Origin of the sequence: Acinetobacter sp. WU_MDCI_Abxd143 (assembly GCF_025514195.1) — a bacterium.
Lineage (GTDB): Bacteria > Pseudomonadota > Gammaproteobacteria > Pseudomonadales > Moraxellaceae > Acinetobacter > Acinetobacter pittii_H.
In genome coordinates, this window is record NZ_JAHPTH010000001.1 from 88,773 (window position 1) to 106,299 (window position 17,527).

The 17,527-nt window shown below is 37.3% G+C and carries 17 protein-coding genes; 3 read left to right on the forward strand and 14 right to left on the reverse strand.

Annotation, left to right across the window (positions count from 1 at the left end; all coding sequences use genetic code 11):
* The first annotated feature begins 82 nt into the window (after positions 1-82).
* The 3 genes from KTI79_RS00405 to KTI79_RS00415 are packed head-to-tail and all read left to right on the forward strand — an operon-like array spanning position 83 to position 3,542.
* On the forward strand, positions 83-1,372 hold the full coding sequence (locus KTI79_RS00405; RefSeq protein ID WP_086376233.1) for an SLC13 family permease: 1,290 nt from the start codon (positions 83-85) through the stop codon (positions 1,370-1,372).
* A 7-nt stretch (positions 1,373-1,379) separates the two neighbouring features.
* Positions 1,380-2,192: an amidohydrolase family protein gene (locus KTI79_RS00410; protein WP_086376308.1), complete on the forward strand. Its 813-nt coding sequence runs from the start codon at positions 1,380-1,382 to the stop codon at positions 2,190-2,192.
* A gap of 9 nt (positions 2,193-2,201) precedes the next feature.
* Positions 2,202-3,542 carry an MFS transporter gene (locus tag KTI79_RS00415; protein ID WP_086376232.1) on the forward strand — a complete coding sequence of 447 codons (1,341 nt, stop codon included), beginning with the start codon at positions 2,202-2,204 and terminating at the stop codon, positions 3,540-3,542.
* An 83-nt stretch (positions 3,543-3,625) separates the two neighbouring features.
* Here the strand turns inward: KTI79_RS00415 and KTI79_RS00420 are convergent, their stop codons facing one another.
* The 14 genes from KTI79_RS00420 to KTI79_RS00485 all read right to left on the reverse strand — a co-directional run bounded on the left by KTI79_RS00420 (position 3,626) and on the right by KTI79_RS00485 (position 17,517).
* Positions 3,626-4,009, reverse strand: a complete 384-nt coding sequence (locus KTI79_RS00420; protein ID WP_262468201.1) for a hypothetical protein — start codon at positions 4,007-4,009, stop codon at positions 3,626-3,628.
* A gap of 260 nt (positions 4,010-4,269) precedes the next feature.
* Positions 4,270-5,445, reverse strand: coding sequence for a S1 family peptidase (locus KTI79_RS00425; protein ID WP_228148544.1), 1,176 nt, complete (start codon positions 5,443-5,445; stop codon positions 4,270-4,272).
* 208 nt (positions 5,446-5,653) lie between these two features.
* The gene (locus tag KTI79_RS00430; protein WP_171304914.1) at positions 5,654-6,013 is read right to left on the reverse strand and encodes a hypothetical protein; all 360 of its coding nucleotides are present in this window, start codon (positions 6,011-6,013) and stop codon (positions 5,654-5,656) included.
* Between the two features lie 115 nt (positions 6,014-6,128).
* On the reverse strand, positions 6,129-6,533 hold the full coding sequence (locus KTI79_RS00435) for a hypothetical protein (protein ID WP_228148543.1): 405 nt from the start codon (positions 6,531-6,533) through the stop codon (positions 6,129-6,131).
* Between the two features lie 122 nt (positions 6,534-6,655).
* On the reverse strand, positions 6,656-6,796 hold the full coding sequence (locus KTI79_RS00440; RefSeq protein ID WP_000770264.1) for a hypothetical protein: 141 nt from the start codon (positions 6,794-6,796) through the stop codon (positions 6,656-6,658).
* A 152-nt stretch (positions 6,797-6,948) separates the two neighbouring features.
* Positions 6,949-7,791: a hypothetical protein gene (locus KTI79_RS00445; protein WP_086376229.1), complete on the reverse strand. Its 843-nt coding sequence runs from the start codon at positions 7,789-7,791 to the stop codon at positions 6,949-6,951.
* 111 nt (positions 7,792-7,902) lie between these two features.
* The gene (locus KTI79_RS00450; protein WP_199937090.1) at positions 7,903-8,457 is read right to left on the reverse strand and encodes a TetR/AcrR family transcriptional regulator; all 555 of its coding nucleotides are present in this window, start codon (positions 8,455-8,457) and stop codon (positions 7,903-7,905) included.
* A gap of 766 nt (positions 8,458-9,223) precedes the next feature.
* The gene (locus KTI79_RS00455) at positions 9,224-10,126 is read right to left on the reverse strand and encodes a bile acid:sodium symporter family protein (protein ID WP_000534580.1); all 903 of its coding nucleotides are present in this window, start codon (positions 10,124-10,126) and stop codon (positions 9,224-9,226) included.
* 74 nt (positions 10,127-10,200) lie between these two features.
* A complete protein-coding gene (locus tag KTI79_RS00460) occupies positions 10,201-11,841 on the reverse strand; it encodes an AMP-binding protein (protein WP_086376228.1) in 1,641 nt (546 codons plus the stop codon).
* Positions 11,842-11,978: 137 nt separating this feature from the next.
* The gene (locus tag KTI79_RS00465) at positions 11,979-13,352 is read right to left on the reverse strand and encodes a long-chain fatty acid transporter (protein ID WP_086376227.1); all 1,374 of its coding nucleotides are present in this window, start codon (positions 13,350-13,352) and stop codon (positions 11,979-11,981) included.
* 156 nt (positions 13,353-13,508) lie between these two features.
* Positions 13,509-15,332, reverse strand: a complete 1,824-nt coding sequence (locus KTI79_RS00470) for an acyl-CoA dehydrogenase (protein ID WP_086376226.1) — start codon at positions 15,330-15,332, stop codon at positions 13,509-13,511.
* Between the two features lie 9 nt (positions 15,333-15,341).
* Positions 15,342-15,803: a MaoC family dehydratase gene (locus tag KTI79_RS00475; RefSeq protein ID WP_000164993.1), complete on the reverse strand. Its 462-nt coding sequence runs from the start codon at positions 15,801-15,803 to the stop codon at positions 15,342-15,344.
* A 2-nt stretch (positions 15,804-15,805) separates the two neighbouring features.
* Positions 15,806-16,717 carry an SDR family NAD(P)-dependent oxidoreductase gene (locus KTI79_RS00480; protein WP_086376225.1) on the reverse strand — a complete coding sequence of 304 codons (912 nt, stop codon included), beginning with the start codon at positions 16,715-16,717 and terminating at the stop codon, positions 15,806-15,808.
* Positions 16,718-16,761: 44 nt separating this feature from the next.
* The gene (locus KTI79_RS00485; RefSeq protein WP_086376224.1) at positions 16,762-17,517 is read right to left on the reverse strand and encodes an SDR family NAD(P)-dependent oxidoreductase; all 756 of its coding nucleotides are present in this window, start codon (positions 17,515-17,517) and stop codon (positions 16,762-16,764) included.
* Between the last annotated feature and the right edge of the window lie 10 nt (positions 17,518-17,527).

The following is a 17,527-nucleotide window of genomic DNA, read 5'->3' on the forward strand; positions in this document are numbered from 1 at the left end:
CAATATTAGCATAGTTCTGTGTAATACAAAAAACCAAACATATATATGTTTAGATGTTTATATATTTATCAAGGAAGATAATATGACTGCATTGATGTTGATGGCTTTAGCCGTATCGATAGGTTTAGGTTATAAAACGAAAATTAATATCGGATTTTTTACGATAGCGTTTGCCTACCTGATTGGTTGCTTTGGCATGGGTCTAAAACCTTCCGAAGTTATTGAATTATGGCCTGTCAAAATTTTCTTTATTATTTTATCCGTTACTTTGTTTTATAACTTTGCTTTGGCAAATGGCGCACTAGAGAAGCTTGCCAGCCATCTTTTATATAAATGCCGTAAGTTTCCTCAGTTTTTACCTTTAGCAATTTTTTTCGCAGCAACCATTATTGCAGGCCTAGGTGCTGGTTTTTATACAGTACTTGCCTTTATGGCACCGATTACATTGCTGCTGTGTAAAAAAACCAATATGAATATGATTATTGGTGGGATGGCTGCAAATTACGGCGCTTTAGCTGGCGCAAATTTTATGACATCGCAAAGTGGCATTATTTTCCGAAGCTTAATGGAAAATACTGGCATTAGCTCACAAACAGCTTTTTCATATAGCAGTGGAATTTTTGTCTTAACTTTAATTATTCCAATTGCGGTGTTGGGAATTTATACCCTCTGGAATAGAAAAAGTAATTCAATTGTGATTGAAGATCAAAAGCCTGAACCATTCGACAAAAAACAGAAACAATCCATCTTCCTTATTATTTTAATGATGTCGATTGTTTTAGTTTTTCCAATCTTGCATCTTGTTCTTCCCGATGTAAAAACGATTAGCTTTTTAAACTCCAAAATTGATATTGCCTTTCTTGCGATTACCTTCTCGCTCATTAGTTTACTTATGAAACTTGCAGATGAGAAAAAGGTCATTGCACTTGTGCCTTGGGGCACACTGATCATGATTTGTGGTGTCGGTATGCTCATCGCATTAGGGGTGAAGCTTGGCATTATTACTACCCTGTCTGAATGGTTAGCAAACAATGTTCCTGTGTGGGTCATTCCCGTACTGTTATGTCTGATCAGTGCCATTATGTCTGTATTTTCAAGCACTCTAGGTGTGGTTGCTCCTACCTTATTCCCAATTGTTCCGGCGCTTGCACTTACCTCTGGCCTAAACCCACTAGTGCTATTCATTTGTATTGTGGTTGGCGCTCAGTCTACAGCGATTTCTCCTTTCTCGTCTGGCGGTAGTCTCATTATGGCTTCAGCACCAGCAGACATCGACAAAACCAAATTCTTTAATCAACTGTTATTTAAAGCAATTCCTGTAGGAGTCATTGCCGCTTTAATCGCTATTTTTGCTTTAAAATTTGTAATGTGAGATGAAAATGAACTGTATAGATACACATGCACATGTTTTTTCGACTCAGGACCAAAGTATCGAAACAGCACGTTATGCACCTGATTATGAGGCAACTGTACAAAGTTTTATCTCTCATCTTGATGAACACAATTTCACGCATGGCATTTTGGTTCAACCCAGCTTTTTGGGTACCAATAATCAAGCGATGTTAAACGCAATTCAGCAATATCCTGACCGTTTAAAAGGGATCGCCGTCGTTCAACATACGACGACTTTTGATGAGCTAGTGAATCTCAAGGCACAAGGCATCGTTGGTGTTCGCTTAAATCTATTCGGTCTTAACCCTCCTGCGCTAAATACGCCTGACTGGCAAAAATTTTTACGAAATGTGGAAAGCCTCAACTGGCAAGTTGAGATACACGCACCGCCGAAATATCTGGTTCAGCTTTTGCCACAATTGGATGAATACAGCTTTGATGTCGTAATTGACCATTTTGGCCGAGTTGACCCTATTAAAGGGATTGAAGATCCAGATTATCAGAAATTTTTAAGCTTACTTAACGTAAAACAGCACTGGATTAAAGTATCCGGTTTCTACCGTTTGGGTGCTACACCCAACAACATAAATATAGCCCAACAGGCATATAACATTTTCAAAGAAAAAGGTTTTTTACACAAACTCATTTGGGGAAGCGATTGGCCGCATACCCAACATGAATCTTTAATAACTTATGAGGATGCATTTAAAACTTTTAAACAGATTGTGTTTGATAAACACGAGCAATGTTTAATTTTAAATCAGAACCCGACCAAGCTGTTTGATTTCTCACGTACATAAGGAGTATGTATGAAAAATGATATATCTATATCGGAAGTAGAAAAGTCAACGATTCGTAAACTTTCTTTTCGTATTCTTCCCTTCCTCATTCTTTGTTATTTCATCGCTTATATTGATCGGGTGAATATTGGATTCGCCGCTTTAACCATGAACCAAGAAATTGGTTTAACTGCTACCGCCTTTGGTTTCGGTGCGACATTATTCTTTATTGCCTACGTTATATTTGAAATTCCCAGCAACATGGCAATGGAAAAGCTGGGAGCACGTATCTGGATTGCCAGAATCATGATTACTTGGGGAATTGTGGGCTGCTGTACCGCCTTCATTACCGGCCCGATTTCATATGCAATTTCAAGATTTTTACTCGGCGCTGCCGAAGCTGGTTTTTTCCCGGGCGTACTACTGTATTTAACGCTCTGGTTCCCTAAACGATATATGGCTCGAATTGTTGCTGTATTTATGGTTGCCATTCCTTTATCTAACTTTATCGGTTCGCCGTTATCTGCCTTACTGCTAGGCTTACATGGTTTACTTGGGTTTAGCGGATGGCAAGTGCTTTTAATTCTTGAAGCATTACCTGCAATCCTTCTTGGTTTGTTGTGCCTTGTATGGCTGCCGAATACCGCTAACAATGTGAAATGGTTAAATCAAGAAGAAAAGGAATGGCTCTCAAACACCTTAACTTTTGAAAAAAACCAGTTGTTAAATTCTGAAAAACAAGACAGTGCTGAGCAGAAAAAGAGTAAGTTTAAGCTTCTTATGACCAATAAATATTTATGGTTCTTCGCAATTATTTATGCAGGAAGCTCAGCAACCAGCAATATTTTGTCGTTATGGATGCCTCAAATACTAAAAGCTTTCCATCTGACAGCCATGGAAACTGGTCTCTTAAATATGATTCCGTTTGGCTTAGCTGCAGTTTTCATGATTGTTTGGGGCGTACATGCCGATAAAAGTGGCAATAAGAGCTTAAATACAGCGATTCCATTATTTGTGACAAGTTTGGGTTTGCTTCTTACTATTTTTACTTCGTCTTTAACCTTGAGCTTAGTTTTATTCTCTATTGTTTTGATGGGTAACTATGCAATCAAGGGTCCTTTCTGGGCGTTGGTTTCTGAACGCCTACCACCGACTCTGGTAGCTGTAGGCATCGCAGCGGTTAATACCATTGCACATATTGGTACGGGTCTTATGAACACTATTATGGGCATAGTGAAAGATTATTCGGGTAGCTTCCCTATCTCTCTTTTACCGTTATGTATGCTTACATTTACGGGTGCCATGATCGCGCTGTATTTGGGAAGAAAACCGTCGTTACCAAAAGCACAGAAGGTTCAAAAGTTGGTTTAGGTTTTAGAAATAAAAGATTTAATCAAAAGAGACCATTAACTGGTCTCTTTTGATTTATAACAAATCTTAAAGACTAAGATGTATCAATGTTTTCCTATTCTTATACGAAAACTATGAGGACTTACATCCGTAATTTTAATCGTATATAGATATTTAAGCTTTTCTTGATCTTTTCTCATATCAATTTCAACTATTCCATCAGCTTTTTCACCAGTTATATCAATCTTATAAGAGTAAGCTGGTCGCTTAGGGCTAGAATAATGGTCCGATCCAAAACTACGAATACTATAACTTTTAATTTCTCCAAATTTCTCACTTATAGTTTTATCGGTATATATCACGGATTCAACTCTTTGAATATTTCCCTTATTGTTAACAACTAAATACCCACCACTAAAAATAAGAAAAGCTATAGTTAGTAGAGCAATGTACTGTTTTTTCTTTAAATTTTTAAATTCTATAAACATGTATTTTTATCAATCTTTAAGAAAAAGTATTCTATCAAAATTTCAAGAACTTATATTAATTTTTAATATCAAGTGTTTTTAAAATTTACTTAATTATTATTAGGAGTTGAAAAAGTTTTCAGTGATATTAGATGAAAATAGAAATTTAAGTGATTTATCAATTTAAGAGTACCTCACTAATCATTAGCAAGGCACAATATACAGACTATTCTGTATTTAAATTTAAACAAAAAAAATGCTATCGCATTTATGAAATTTAATTAATAAATAAATGAAAAGCCATTTTCATAAATTTTATCTGTAGGAACATAGTAATATCCATAACATTCATCTGTTGCATCATCTAATGCCCCAAGCGAAAGAATACCACTAGCAATAGTGAGAGCAGTAAAAACTGGCCCACCACTATCACTACGACCACATGTATTTGTATTTACTTTAACCCAAAAATTTCCGGGATAGTTTGGATCACCAATAGATGTCCCAACTGCTTCAACCGTACCGCAGCTATATCCAGTTGATAGACCATAATGGCATACACTGTCACCTATTTTTGTTGCAGATAACGTTCGTCTGCCTGTTAAGGTTCTAGTCGTAGTTGGTCCTACATAGAATTTATTGGTGATATTGGCTGTTGTACTATTCCACTGGAAATCATTAGACTGCGCAAATGGAATCTCACCTACAAATGTATAGGGTGTACCATCTGCTTTACTCTTGAAGTTATTTGGACAATGCGCTGCTGTACTCATGTATTTTGTGCCAGCAGAATTTTTTATGCCAAATGCAGTTGTACAATCACCATACATTGTTGGACTGATTTGTCCTGCAACGAAAGTTCCACCATGAGCGTCAACCAAAGGTTTGATAGTCCAATTAACGAATTTAATTTCTATTGGTAGATTTGGATTATTCCAAAGAGATTGTATTTCATCAACCTTCTTTAAATTCTCAGTGGTACTTTTCCCTTTAACTTCAACAACTATACTCCCACTTTTTTCATTGTAACTAACTGTTTGAACTTTAGAAAAATATTTACTAGCAATTTTTGCAACTTTATTCAATTGCCCTTTAGCAACCTCTCTAGTCTCTTTAGCTCCATATTGAATTTCTATAGGCAAATTACTTTTTGAAATAGTGTTCCCTACAGCTATATTTCTTTTCTCATTCCGGCCATAACCTTTGACTCTGACCACAATTTTATATGTAGGTGAGTTTTCTACATAAATACCAGCTATACGTCCTTTAAACTCCTTTTCAATAGCATCTAATGCAGAGTCTCGATTAGCTTCTAAAAATAATGCTTTATTTGCTTCTGCTGTACTAACACCATGCAATAAAGAATAACTACGGATATCTTGTTCAGCTCCGTTATTTGATGCAGCAAAAGCACAAGACGATGAAATTAAAATTGTTAGGGTTAATATTTTTTTCATTTTTTACCTTCTAGTCAAAAAAATAAGATTTAAATATAACGATATATTGTTTATTTAAAAACCAATCAAAATATAAGGGTGAACAGTATATCCATAGGTATTTTCGCAACACACATTCATTAAGTATAATATTTATAATAGAAAATTAAAAAATTACAATTTATAAAACAAAATATTATTAACCGTTATTTTTTGTTTATTTTCTAAGTTAGCCGCACATACCAGCTATTATTCTTTTTGTTTTTGGATCGATAACTATAGTGACTCTGTCGGGGCGAAATTCTTCTGTAACTGGCTCCCCAACATAAGCACTTCGATAAACTCTCGCATTAGTAATCGAAAGAACCTGTTTTTCGGTTAAGTCAGTTTTGCCTACAAGTTTCTTCGCTTTAACTGGGTCGCAATCAAAAGACGGATCCCATTCTTTACTTGTGTTAGGCACTAGAGTCTTAGATTCTATCTCTTGTTGTTGTCCTTGAGCTGGTTTAGAAGCTTCTGCGTTTAATACATTATTTGAACAAGCTGAAAGCAGGCTCATCACAAGCCCCCAAAAAACATATTTTTTCATATTTCTAAATACTAATTATTTATTTAAAACCAATATATCATAAGTTAAAAATGAGAAGTCACTTAAGGCGTCTATATAACTTTAGAACATAAAACAATTAAATTTATTAAAGCTATCACAACAGATGTTTATAACTCTGCTTACCACATTCATAAGGAGTACCTTTTAATTCTTCTAATTCCTCTTGTAATTTTTGTCGATCAAGTGGAAAAACAGTCATAACATCCTGATCTTTTAAGCCAAACCTTTCTCTATTTAACTCCATAAATTCAATCATTAGTTTTTGTGCTTTTCCAACATCGCATAAAAGATCAGTTATTCTCATTTGATGTTTAAAGCTAACTTGTCCCACCGAATGAATTCCGCTTAAATAATTTTGTAAGTTTTGTTCAGCATTTCGGGAATTTTCTATCAATCCTAGAAAAAACTTCATCCTCTCTCTTCCTAGTTTTTCAGCATGTAAGCAAGTAGAACTTAAACAAAACAAGATGAGAATAATTGAAGATGGTTTCATTTTCATAGAACGTAAAAATTCTTTGGATTTAAATTATAAATCAAAAATTCTAGTCTCAATAAACACCACTATAATAAAAAAGCCCATCTTCCGATGAGCTTTTTATTTAATTAAGATTATCAAATGTATTAGGCTTTAAATTCTGCTAATACAAAGTTTTTTACTATTTCATCAAAATTAGGTTTCAGAAGAGTTGGCTTGCTATCTTTTATAGTTTTATACCAATAACTCGCTGCAACTCCCATACTAATCAAAGCTAACAATTTCATTGCTCACCTCACTTATTGGGAAGAGTGAAACTTAAAGTATCATTCGTGTTTGTAGCGTTCCAACTCGTTTTAGGGAGGTTTCTGTATATTTTTTAAGCAATGTGTAATAAAAAAAGCCCATATTTTTGTGATGCTTTGGTTGGCTTCCTCAACTACAAAAAATTTATCTGTATCGTTTCAATCAAATCATCACCGATCACTTCAAATTTTTTAATTTTTGCTGAATGAGTGTTCATTAAAGGATGATTTAAAGATATTTCATCTAAATTATCTAATGCACGCAATTTATTAATCACATGAATTTCAAGTGGCAATAAAGTAAACGGAGGGTTAATGAATTTTGGAGGATATTTACGTAAATTATTATCTATTAATTCTTCGCAGTGTAAATTTGCTATATCTATGAGTAATGGTTCTAAAAATACTGAGTCACATGACCAATTATCTATCAAATCTTTAAATTTTCCATCTATTTTTGATTCTAATGTAAATTCTTCATTAATCCATTTGTAATAAGCCCATAATGAAAAATAGTCATAACTTAAATGAAAATCAGATAGAAATTTTTGTTGTAAGCAAAACTCCACTTGGCGTGCTAATTTCTTTGCTAAATTTTTATTATTTAATAGAATCGCCCAAAAAAGTAGTGCAGAAAATTCTGAAAAATATTTCTTTAATTCATGTACATTCATTTTATCTAGAGGCTTTCTTTTAAAATCTTTTAATTGTAATTCTCTTCCTACTTCTGCATACATCAAGGCAAGATTTAAACTATTTAAAGCATCTATATCTGTATTATTATTTTCAATTTTTAAGAATGCCAACTGGGCATAAGGTATAGACATACCCACTATATGATAGGGAAAAAGTATATCTTTTCCATCTAAGGTATCTAGTATATGTTTTTGATAAAATTTTAATGAATGAACCAAACTTTCAATACTATATGTTTTATAACATTTTAATAATTTATTTAATTCTCTTATTGCTTTCATAAAATAACCTTATTGGCTTTCTATCCATTCAAAACGATTATAAAGATTTGATACTTTTAACTTTACTTTAAAATTAGCTTTATAAACTATAATTTATCTTTGTGGAATTATTTATTTAAGTTCCCCAAAAAACCTCCCCACCACCACATCCCTTTCATCCAAACTGTTTGAGCTTAAAATTTGAAACATCAAGCCATCAATTATGTTTAAAACCATGTCGGCACTTGGTTTTAACGCATGGGTGTCCAAACTAAAAACCAGATCAAAAAGTTCTTTAAGCAGCCATTTTCTATATTCAAGCGCTATACGGTAGGCTTGCGGGTAAATCTGTTTAGTTTCAAAAATGGCTTTGAGTAATAGATAGTACAGGCTATTAAAATTGACATGTAAAACAATAATCTCTTTGAGTTTATCACTTGAGGTTCGGTAACGGCTTGAGTAGATAATTGCCAGCACTTCTTCTTTGAGTTTGCTTTTTTGAAAGGATAGGCACATTTCAATAAGCCGCTGTTTTGATTGAAAGTAGTTATAAAAAGTGGCTTTAGGAATTTTGGATTTTTTGACAATTAAGTCCACGCCCGTATTGTGAAATCCATAGATATTAAACAGCTCTATTGCGGTATGAATAACCTGTAATTTTTTGGAAGATCTTTCTAAAGTTGGCATCGTTTTACCGTTATAAATTCTTGTTGTTGCTAAAAGAGATAAAAAAGCCTGTGCCTTTTCTGGGAGAAAAAAAGGCACAGCAAAGCCGTAAAGACTGTGCTTGGCACATCTCAAGTTTTATTGTTGCTAAGTTTTAGACGTAATGATTTAAAGCATGAAAAGCCTATAGGCAATCAAACTGCTTTAAAGTGATTTAAGTTGTGTCGAGATAGTTTTTGACAGTGACTGCCAATAATTTATGAATGTACATAGCCAACTCCTTCTTTTGGGAGTTCTGCCAAAGCATTATAAATTATGGTGGCAGAACGGAAGCAGGTTGACGGACTGGGTAAGACTCCAGCACACCCGAAGGTGTCCCACTCCCGTCCTACCGCTACGGGAGGGAACGGGGTGTGCACATATGAGTATCCCTCAGAAGGAATGGCTCTGATGTGGTCTTACAAACTCGGTCCGTCAAAACCGACTGGCAATGTAGGCCAGCCCGCAAATGGTAATCTTCAATATTTGAGCTGTCAATGTGAAATTGGCTAGAAATTATTTAATTAAATTATTGTTTTTCATTTAATTAAATAATTAAGGAAAACCTTAAATATTGGCTTAACAATTTACTTTTATAACAGCACTCTAACGCTTTCTTTTTATTATGACTGCGCTTGCTCGGCCATAAATATTTTAAATTTTGAGTCTAAAAAGGAGGTGTTGGCCTCCTCTTTTAATTCAACCTATAAACATCTGGTGATAGTTAAATACCTTTATCTGTCCGATATTATTGAAGATTCTTTGAGTACGTTTTGGTTGATATTTGCGTGATCTCTTTCTTTTCTAGACGATTTAATAATGTGCCAAAGATTGCTGCAACAATGTACATAAATAATGAGTAAACTGCTGCTGGCATAGCAGCCATACTGCTTGCCATTACTGTAAAAGCAATGGTCATGGCTAAGGTACTGTTATGAATTCCAATTTCAAACGCGCAAGCTTTCGCCTGAAAGCTATTTACACCCAATAATCTTGGAACAAAATAGCCAACCATTAAACTACACACGCAGAACAGCAAAGTTGCCAATCCAATTTGCCCAATATACGTCATCAGATTTTGATAATCTCGCGCAACTGCCAATATGATGATCGATACGAGAAAAACGATAGCAAAGATACGTACAGGTTTATTGAGCTTTTCGGCCGTATGCGGCGCAAAATGACGGACTAACATCCCGATCCCAACGGGCACTAAAATAATAAGAAAAACTTGTATGATTTTAGAGAATTGCAATCCTACATTTTGCCCATTTTCCATAAAGTGTTGTATTGCAAAATTCACGATTAACGGAAGCGTAAAGGCAGCAATGACCGAATTTATAGCCGTTAAAGTAATATTTAAAGCAATATCGCCTTTATAGAGATAACTAAATAAATTAGCTGTTGGCCCGCCCGGTGACGCAGAAAGGAGCATTAATCCAACAGCAAGCATGGGTGGTAAAGCAAGAACCTTACAAATAATAAATGCAATACCGACTAAAATAACCAGTTGGCAAAATAATGCGATAAACACGGCTTTGGGGTGTTGTCGTACGCGTTTAAAGTCATTTATGGTCAACTCTAGACCCAAACCAGCCATAATAATTGCGAGTGCAATTGGTAAAAATACGGTAATTAATCCTGAACCCATAATCTCATTCCTTTTTTCATTTATTTATGGAGCTTCTAGTCCCATACACTTATGTTTTTAATTAAAAGTTCTTATTAAACTTTTAGTTCTTTTCTTAAAATTTTACCCACGTTCGACTTGGGTAATTCATTGATAAATTGGATATGACGGGGTTGTTTATATCCTGTCAGGTTTTCTTTTGCATAGTTTTGGATTTCTTCAACCGATAAAGAGTCATCCTTTTTGACAATAAAGGCTTTAGGCACTTCACCCGACTTTTCATCTGCAATCCCAACCACGGCGACTTCCAAAATTTTTGGATGTTGGGCTAAAACTTCTTCAATTTCGTTCGGAAAAACATTAAAGCCTGACACTAAAATCATATCTTTTTTACGGTCAATAATTTTGGTATAGCCTTTTTCATTCATAAAGCCAATATCACCCGTTCTAAAGAAACCATCAGCAGTCATGATCGCTTTCGTTTCTTCAGGTAAATTCCAATAACCTTTCATGACCTGCGGGCCACGAATTGCAATTTCACCAGTTTCACCGGGCGCTAATTGGTGACCTTCATCATCCAAAATAGCAATATCCGTGCTCGGTACAGGAATACCGATCGTGCCACTAAAAGTATTAGAGATTGGTGGGTTAAAGGTCGCCACAGGTGACGTTTCTGATAAGCCATACCCTTCACGGATAATACGTCCTGTCAGTTTTTCCCATCCATCGGCAGTGGATTTCAAAATTGCCATACCGCCGCCTGTAGTAATTTCTAAACGGCTGTGATCCAATTTATTAAAGCCTTCATGATGAAGCAGTGCATTAAATAAAGTATTTACAGCAGGAAAAACCGTAGGACGATATTTTTCAAAACAATGTACGAGAGCGTCTAAATCACGCGGATTTGGAACCAAAACAGTGGCATAACCTTTATTCATTGCACTGTGCAATAAACAGACAGTAAAACCAAAAATATGATAAAGCGGTAAGGCACAGATCGCTATTTCATCTTCAAAAGCATCTCGATCACCAAAGTAGCTTTTAAAAACCACATTATTTTGTAATAAGTTAGCGACAATATTTTTATGTGTTAATTCAGCACCCTTTGATACACCTGTTGTTCCGCCCGTATATTGTAAAAGCGCAGTGTCCTCAAGAATAAGCTTAGGACGTATATAGTCTTGGGCATTTGCCTTCAATAAAATTTGCTTAAAAGCGTATTTTTTAGAATCTAAGGTGCCTAATTCAATAGGTTGGTCGACTAACATTTCAGTCATCGTGGTGGTAATAATCTGCTCAACCGACACTTGCTCTTTAACCGCCTCATAAACAGGTAAAAATTGTTCTAATATAAATAAGACTTTTGCGCCTGCATCATTTAATTGATGCTTTAACTCGCGTGCTGTATAGAGGGGGTTAATATTGACCAGAATATAACCTGCACGAATCACGGCAAGTGAAATAATTGGATACTGAATAATATTGGGCATCATCACGGCAATACGTGTACCTTTTTCTAGCCCTAAACTTTGCAAGAAAGTTGCTACTTGTCGACTATATAAATCAATTTCAGCATAAGAAAAAGATTGATCTGCAAATATAAATGCCTTTCTTTGCTGGAACTTATTAAAACTGTTGTCCCATAAATCGAGAAGTGAAGTGTGTTCATCCGGCAATGTAATCGTACTTTCTATATTCCATTGCTTATATTCATCTAACCAAATCTGATTTGTCATCTTATTGTCCTTTTATGAGAGGGAGAAATGGAACTGTTCCTACTCCACTTTTTATATTTTCTTTAATCTCTTAATCTGCTTACTCTCGTGCAGAAATAAACTGTTTATATAACTAAGCGATTCATCAAATAGTTGAATTAAAATTTATAACCAATTTTCAAACCGTAACCGATTGAATAGTTATTTTTATATTCACCCACATAATATTCACTGCCTGCCTGAGCACCAAGCTGTCCTTTGGCATCACCGAGCCATAGATACTTCATTCCACCTGAAATAAAGTATTTTGAAGTTGGACTATATTGCGCACCAAGACCAACACTGTAATAACCTTTAGCTGGCCCACCTGTGGACACCCGCTCACCTGCTCCCGAGTCCCAACCTACAGAAACTGAACCTGACCATTTATCGCTTAGGCGTTGTCCAATTCCAAGATTGGCAGACCATTGATCATCATAATAACGAACCAGATTAAAACCGTTTGGACGACTTGGTGTTGATAGAACCCCAACAACTTCTGAGATTTCACCAAAACGGTATGGTTTAAACTCAAAATCATTCCAGTGAACCCAACGTACATTACCGAACAATAAAGTACCTTTGCGTAATCCGGTCTGAAATTCCAAATTCACTGACTCTGGCGCTCTAAACTTAGTTGAGCCTGATGTGCCTGCTTCGGGTAAGCCCGCAACAATACGATTGAGTGCCTCCTTACGAGATTCAGTGAGTTGTCCTATAGAAACCATATATGCCAAATGCTGATCAAGAAAATCACGGCCTTGCTGCGTACTCAACATATCAACCAGTGGCGCATTTTCATTAGCAGTCACTTCATGCATAATTTCTGAACGATAGGTCAATGAGGCTTTAATGGCTTTTTCGGGAATTTGATAACCAAATCCTGCCAGCCATCCCCAATCTCCAACCTCTTTGGCATTAAAGTCATAGCCATTATATACACTGAAAACTTGACCTCTTAAATTGACGTTACTTTTAAACGTCTGATAAACAGGACCTGCATAAAAATTCCAGTTTTTATCCGGTTGATAACCAAAAATCAGACTAAAATTTTGCATAACAAAATTCGATTTGGTGTTCCCTGTTACGACTTCTCCACCAGTCTTTTGGGCAAGTGTTGCTGAATCAATGCCCGGTACTAAAACCGTATCACTCGGCTTAGCAACAAAGCTGTTATTTCCATAATATTCAGAGTCGGAAGTAAATGGCTGATCGTAAAGAAAACCAAATGAGAACTGAGGTGCTAACTGTAATTTTAAAGCTGCACTGGGACGATAATCTGAGTTTGCAATATCAGAAATACTATTACGCGTTGGGTTTGTACCCGCTTCTTGTCCTTCTAACGAAGTGTCTGAAACAGATAAACTTGCCTCAAAATAATTACCAGGTTGTAGAAATGCAGAAATTGATTGTCCTGTTCGATCAAATGCTGCTGCATAGAGTGGGCTCGTACAAAATGAAGCCATGACCATGACCAATGTTTTCTTTTTCATCTTTTAATCCGTCCTAGATTTTTATTTTTACTTATTAGGGCGCTCTTTACTGAACGCCTGATGTTTGTTTTACATAGTGATTCTTATTAGGCATTTTCTATAAAATCGGGTTGTTCTCCTTTCCTTTCAAACAGCGCGTTTAAAGAATGGTTCTTACTAGAACCATTCTTCTGACATATTGAGTGGAGTCGTTTCTACTGGATCAAGTACCGCTAACCAACTTATAATTTTCGGCATTTCCCAGCCAAAGAAATAATCACACGCTGCAAGCTTCCCACGCAGAAAATCGGGGTCTGTTGAGTTCGGCATGAGTTTATGAATGACTACCGCTTGATCAAGCCATAACCATCCCACTACAAGATGTCCAAAAGCCTCCAGATAATTGGCGGCATTTGCCAGTTGAAGTTCTACATCAGTTAAGGCATGCAATTTCTCTGTTACATTTCGGATGAGTTGCCACTTTTGGTCTAATTGATCTGCATGATCTTTTAAAGAAGGCTCTGCGTTGGCTTGTTCAATCGTATTCATGATTTTTTCATGTAATAGCTTCATCGACAGTCCCTGATTAAGACGTGTTTTTCGTCCTAATAAATCGAGCGCCTGAATGCCAAATGTTCCTTCATGAATTGGGTTGAGTCGATTGTCCCGATAAAACTGTTCAACATTATATTCACGGGTATAACCGTAGCCGCCATGAACTTGAATGGCTAAATCATTTGCTACAAGTCCCCATTCAGAAGACCAGCTTTTCACTACTGGCGTTAATAGATCAAGTAATTGATGGGCTTGATTGCGCTGCTCGGCATCTTCAAGCGAGTGAATATCATCGGTTAATCGGGCTGCATATAAGCACAGTGCCAACGCACCTGAGACATATGCTTTTTGCGCCAAGAGCATACGGCGAACATCCGCATGTTGAATGAGCGGAATTTGTGGAGAACTTGGATTGCGTTCACTACGAGAGCGACCTTGTACTCGAGTTTTAGCATAATCTAAAGCATGAAGATAACCTGTATATCCTAATGCTGCTGCCCCAAGTCCAACCGAAATTCGGGCTTCATTCATCATATGGAACATATAGGCCAGCCCTTTACCAGCTTCGCCGACTAGTTCACCAATTGCGCCTGCTTCTCCTTCGGGTGTGAAACGACCTTCCCCAAAATTCAGCACACAATTCACTGTTCCCCGATAACCCATCTTGTGGTTAATTCCAGCTAATACCACATCATTGCGTTCACTTGGCTGTCCATTTTCATCGAGTAATTTGCGCGGTACGGTAAACAGAGAAATGCCTTGCACACCTGCTGGTAATTGTCCATTTTCATCTGGAATTTTTGCCAGAACCAAATGAACAATATTGTCAGAAATATCGTGCTCGCCGCCTGAAATCCACATTTTGTTTCCAAACAAACGATAACGTCCATCTTTTGTTTTAATCGCACGTGTACGAATATCAGCCAGACTTGAACCTGCTTGTGGTTCAGATAAACACATCGTTCCGAAGCATTTGCCTTCTATCATGGCGTTGACATAGGGTTTAACTTTTTCAGGTTCTCCATGAGCCATTAATAAATTTGCATTACCAATGGTTAAAAAGGCGTAGCCCGCTGTTCCCGAATTGGCACCAAGTAGATATGCCATACCTGCACGCTCGATGGTATTGGGTAAGTTCATCCCATTCCAATCTGACGGAAACGCTGCACTCATCAAACCTGCATCAGCAAAGGCCTTAAGCGCTACCCCGACTTCAGGATTGACAGTTACACGCTCACCATCAAAAACAGGTTCATTACTGTCATTTTTTTTATTATGAGGAGCAAATAAATCGGTTGCCAAAGCCTCGTAAACGTTTAAAACAGACGTATATTCAAAACGGTCCTGTCCTGCAAAAGTTTCGCGTTGGCTGAGTTCTTCAACTTTTAGCCAATCGAATAGCAAAAAATCGACATCACGGCGAGAGAGAATTAATTCATTGCTCATGGTTTATTCCTATACATTTACAAGTGTAAGCCACTCGGCCACAAGTGCTGGTTTTGCCTGATCTTCGATTTCAATCGTGACTTCCATGATCAACTGATAACTTCCCTCATTTTTTTGGGAAACATTTTTTAAGTGAAAATTTCCACGCACCCGCTTACCGCTATGTACAGGACTAATAAAACGCAAATTATTGATGCCATAATTCACGCCAGATTTCTGCCCCTGTACAGTCGGCAAGACTTGAGCGGCCATCGCTGAAAGTAAAGAGAGTGTTAAAAAACCGTGGGCAATCGTGCCACCAAAAGGTGTCTGACGAGCAGCTTCTTCATCCACATGAATAAATTGATGATCTTGTGTGACATCCGCAAAGGTATTAATCATGTTTTGATCAATGGTCATCCATTGCGAGCTACCTAATTCTTGACCTTGCAACTCAACAAGCTGGTCGATGCTTAATGTATTTTTTGTCAAAATTACTCTCCTGCCATTAATGAAGCTTTTTTCAGCTCAAGCTCACCTTGAGCGCCTCCTCTGACAGGCACAAACTCACCTGTTCGGTCTGCAACATCAGCTAAACGTTGTGCTAAAACATGCGGAACCTGTTCATCCGTACCTAAATAAATTCCTTGAGTAAGGGTAATGTGGGCAGCTTCAAAATTACCTGCGCCCGCACAAAGAATCATACGAGTCGGTGCATCTTCGCTAACCAAAGTCGCGATTGCAGGACTGACCGCACTTGGAGCAAGAGCTTTAAGGGCTTCTTTGGGTAATAAACCTTCAAGCATACGCGTTGCAGCTGTTGGTGCTAGACAGTTCACCCGAACATTAGATTTTTCACCCTCTAAAGCCAGTGTCTGCATGAGCCCAACCAATGCCATTTTTGCAGCACTGTAGTTGGACTGCCCAAAATTGCCATATAGACCAGAGGATGAAGTCGTCATAACAATACGACCATATTTTTGCTCGCGCATGATATCCCATACCGCTTTAGTGCAATTTACTGCCCCCATTAAGTGGACATCAATCACGGTACGAAAGTCATCTAGTGACATTTTACTAAAAGTTTTATCTCGAAGAATTCCAGCGTTATTAATTAAAATATCTACACGTCCCCAACGGGCGATTGTTTCATCTACCATCTGTTGAACTTGTTCAATATCAGTGACTGAAGCACCATTTGCCATCGCCTCACCACCAGCCGCAATAATTTCATCCACGACTTTTTGGGCCGCCATGGTTGAACCACCTTTTCCGTTTACATCGCTACCAAGATCATTCACGACCACTTTTGCACCCAAACGAGCCAGTAACAATGCATGTTCCCGCCCTAGACCTGCGCCTGCACCTGTAACAATAGCCACTCGATTGCTTAAATTAATTGTCATGATTTTTTCCTAAATATATGAATAAGATGTATTTAATAAATGTTTTAATAAGCTGTTACGCCGCCATCAATTGCAATGGCTTGACCTGTGAGATATGAGTTTTCTTTGGCACACATCATCAGCATCATTGCCACCACTTCGCTTGGATGGCCAAGACGCTTCATTGGCGAGGCCTGCGCTAAAAAGTCTTGTTTCTCTTTGAGTTCACTGTCGACCACCATCGGGGTGGTTGTATAAAATGGACAAATTGCATTAACTCGAATGCCTTTATTTGCATATTCAATCGCTGCTGTTTTGGTTAATCCCACCACAGCATGCTTTGCCGCAGAATAGGCAGCCAATTTGGGAGCCGCACCTAAACCTGCAACAGAAGCAACATTCAGAATAATGCCACCACCTTGTTGCAACATCTGACGAATTTGATGCTTCATTCCAAAGAACACACCTTTGGCATTGACGGCAAAACTCAAATCCAGATCTCCTTCATCGGTATCAATAAAGCTTTTCATAGGCGGACTCATACCTGCATTATTGATCCCGACATCGACTCTACCAAACTGAGTAACTGCACTTTGCACCAAAGCCTGTACATCTGCTTCACAGCTGACATCACACACTTGCGCAACCACCTCTACTCCTGCTTGGCGTAGCGGTTCAACTACAGTATTTAACCCTTCAATATTCAAGTCACCCAACACTAATTTTGCACCATACTTTGCCAGTTGCTCTGCTAGCAATGCACCAAATCCACTCGCCGCACCTGTGATTAAGACCACTTGACCTGAATAATGTTCGTACATTGCTATTCCT

Coding starts and splice junctions, on each gene's coding strand:
- KTI79_RS00445 (WP_086376229.1), bottom strand. CDS start 7,791: ATGAAAGCAATAAGAGAATTAAATAAATTATTAAAATGTTATAAAACA.
- KTI79_RS00430 (WP_171304914.1), bottom strand. CDS start 6,013: ATGAAAAAATATGTTTTTTGGGGGCTTGTGATGAGCCTGCTTTCAGCT.
- KTI79_RS00485 (WP_086376224.1), bottom strand. CDS start 17,517: ATGTACGAACATTATTCAGGTCAAGTGGTCTTAATCACAGGTGCGGCG.
- KTI79_RS00450 (WP_199937090.1), bottom strand. CDS start 8,457: ATGCCAACTTTAGAAAGATCTTCCAAAAAATTACAGGTTATTCATACC.
- KTI79_RS00440 (WP_000770264.1), bottom strand. CDS start 6,796: ATGAAATTGTTAGCTTTGATTAGTATGGGAGTTGCAGCGAGTTATTGG.
- KTI79_RS00415 (WP_086376232.1), top strand. CDS start 2,202: ATGAAAAATGATATATCTATATCGGAAGTAGAAAAGTCAACGATTCGT.
- KTI79_RS00420 (WP_262468201.1), bottom strand. CDS start 4,009: ATGTTTATAGAATTTAAAAATTTAAAGAAAAAACAGTACATTGCTCTA.
- KTI79_RS00470 (WP_086376226.1), bottom strand. CDS start 15,332: ATGAGCAATGAATTAATTCTCTCTCGCCGTGATGTCGATTTTTTGCTA.
- KTI79_RS00435 (WP_228148543.1), bottom strand. CDS start 6,533: ATGAAAATGAAACCATCTTCAATTATTCTCATCTTGTTTTGTTTAAGT.
- KTI79_RS00480 (WP_086376225.1), bottom strand. CDS start 16,717: ATGACAATTAATTTAAGCAATCGAGTGGCTATTGTTACAGGTGCAGGC.
- KTI79_RS00425 (WP_228148544.1), bottom strand. CDS start 5,445: ATGAAAAAAATATTAACCCTAACAATTTTAATTTCATCGTCTTGTGCT.
- KTI79_RS00460 (WP_086376228.1), bottom strand. CDS start 11,841: ATGACAAATCAGATTTGGTTAGATGAATATAAGCAATGGAATATAGAA.
- KTI79_RS00410 (WP_086376308.1), top strand. CDS start 1,380: ATGAACTGTATAGATACACATGCACATGTTTTTTCGACTCAGGACCAA.
- KTI79_RS00465 (WP_086376227.1), bottom strand. CDS start 13,352: ATGAAAAAGAAAACATTGGTCATGGTCATGGCTTCATTTTGTACGAGC.
- KTI79_RS00405 (WP_086376233.1), top strand. CDS start 83: ATGACTGCATTGATGTTGATGGCTTTAGCCGTATCGATAGGTTTAGGT.
- KTI79_RS00455 (WP_000534580.1), bottom strand. CDS start 10,126: ATGGGTTCAGGATTAATTACCGTATTTTTACCAATTGCACTCGCAATT.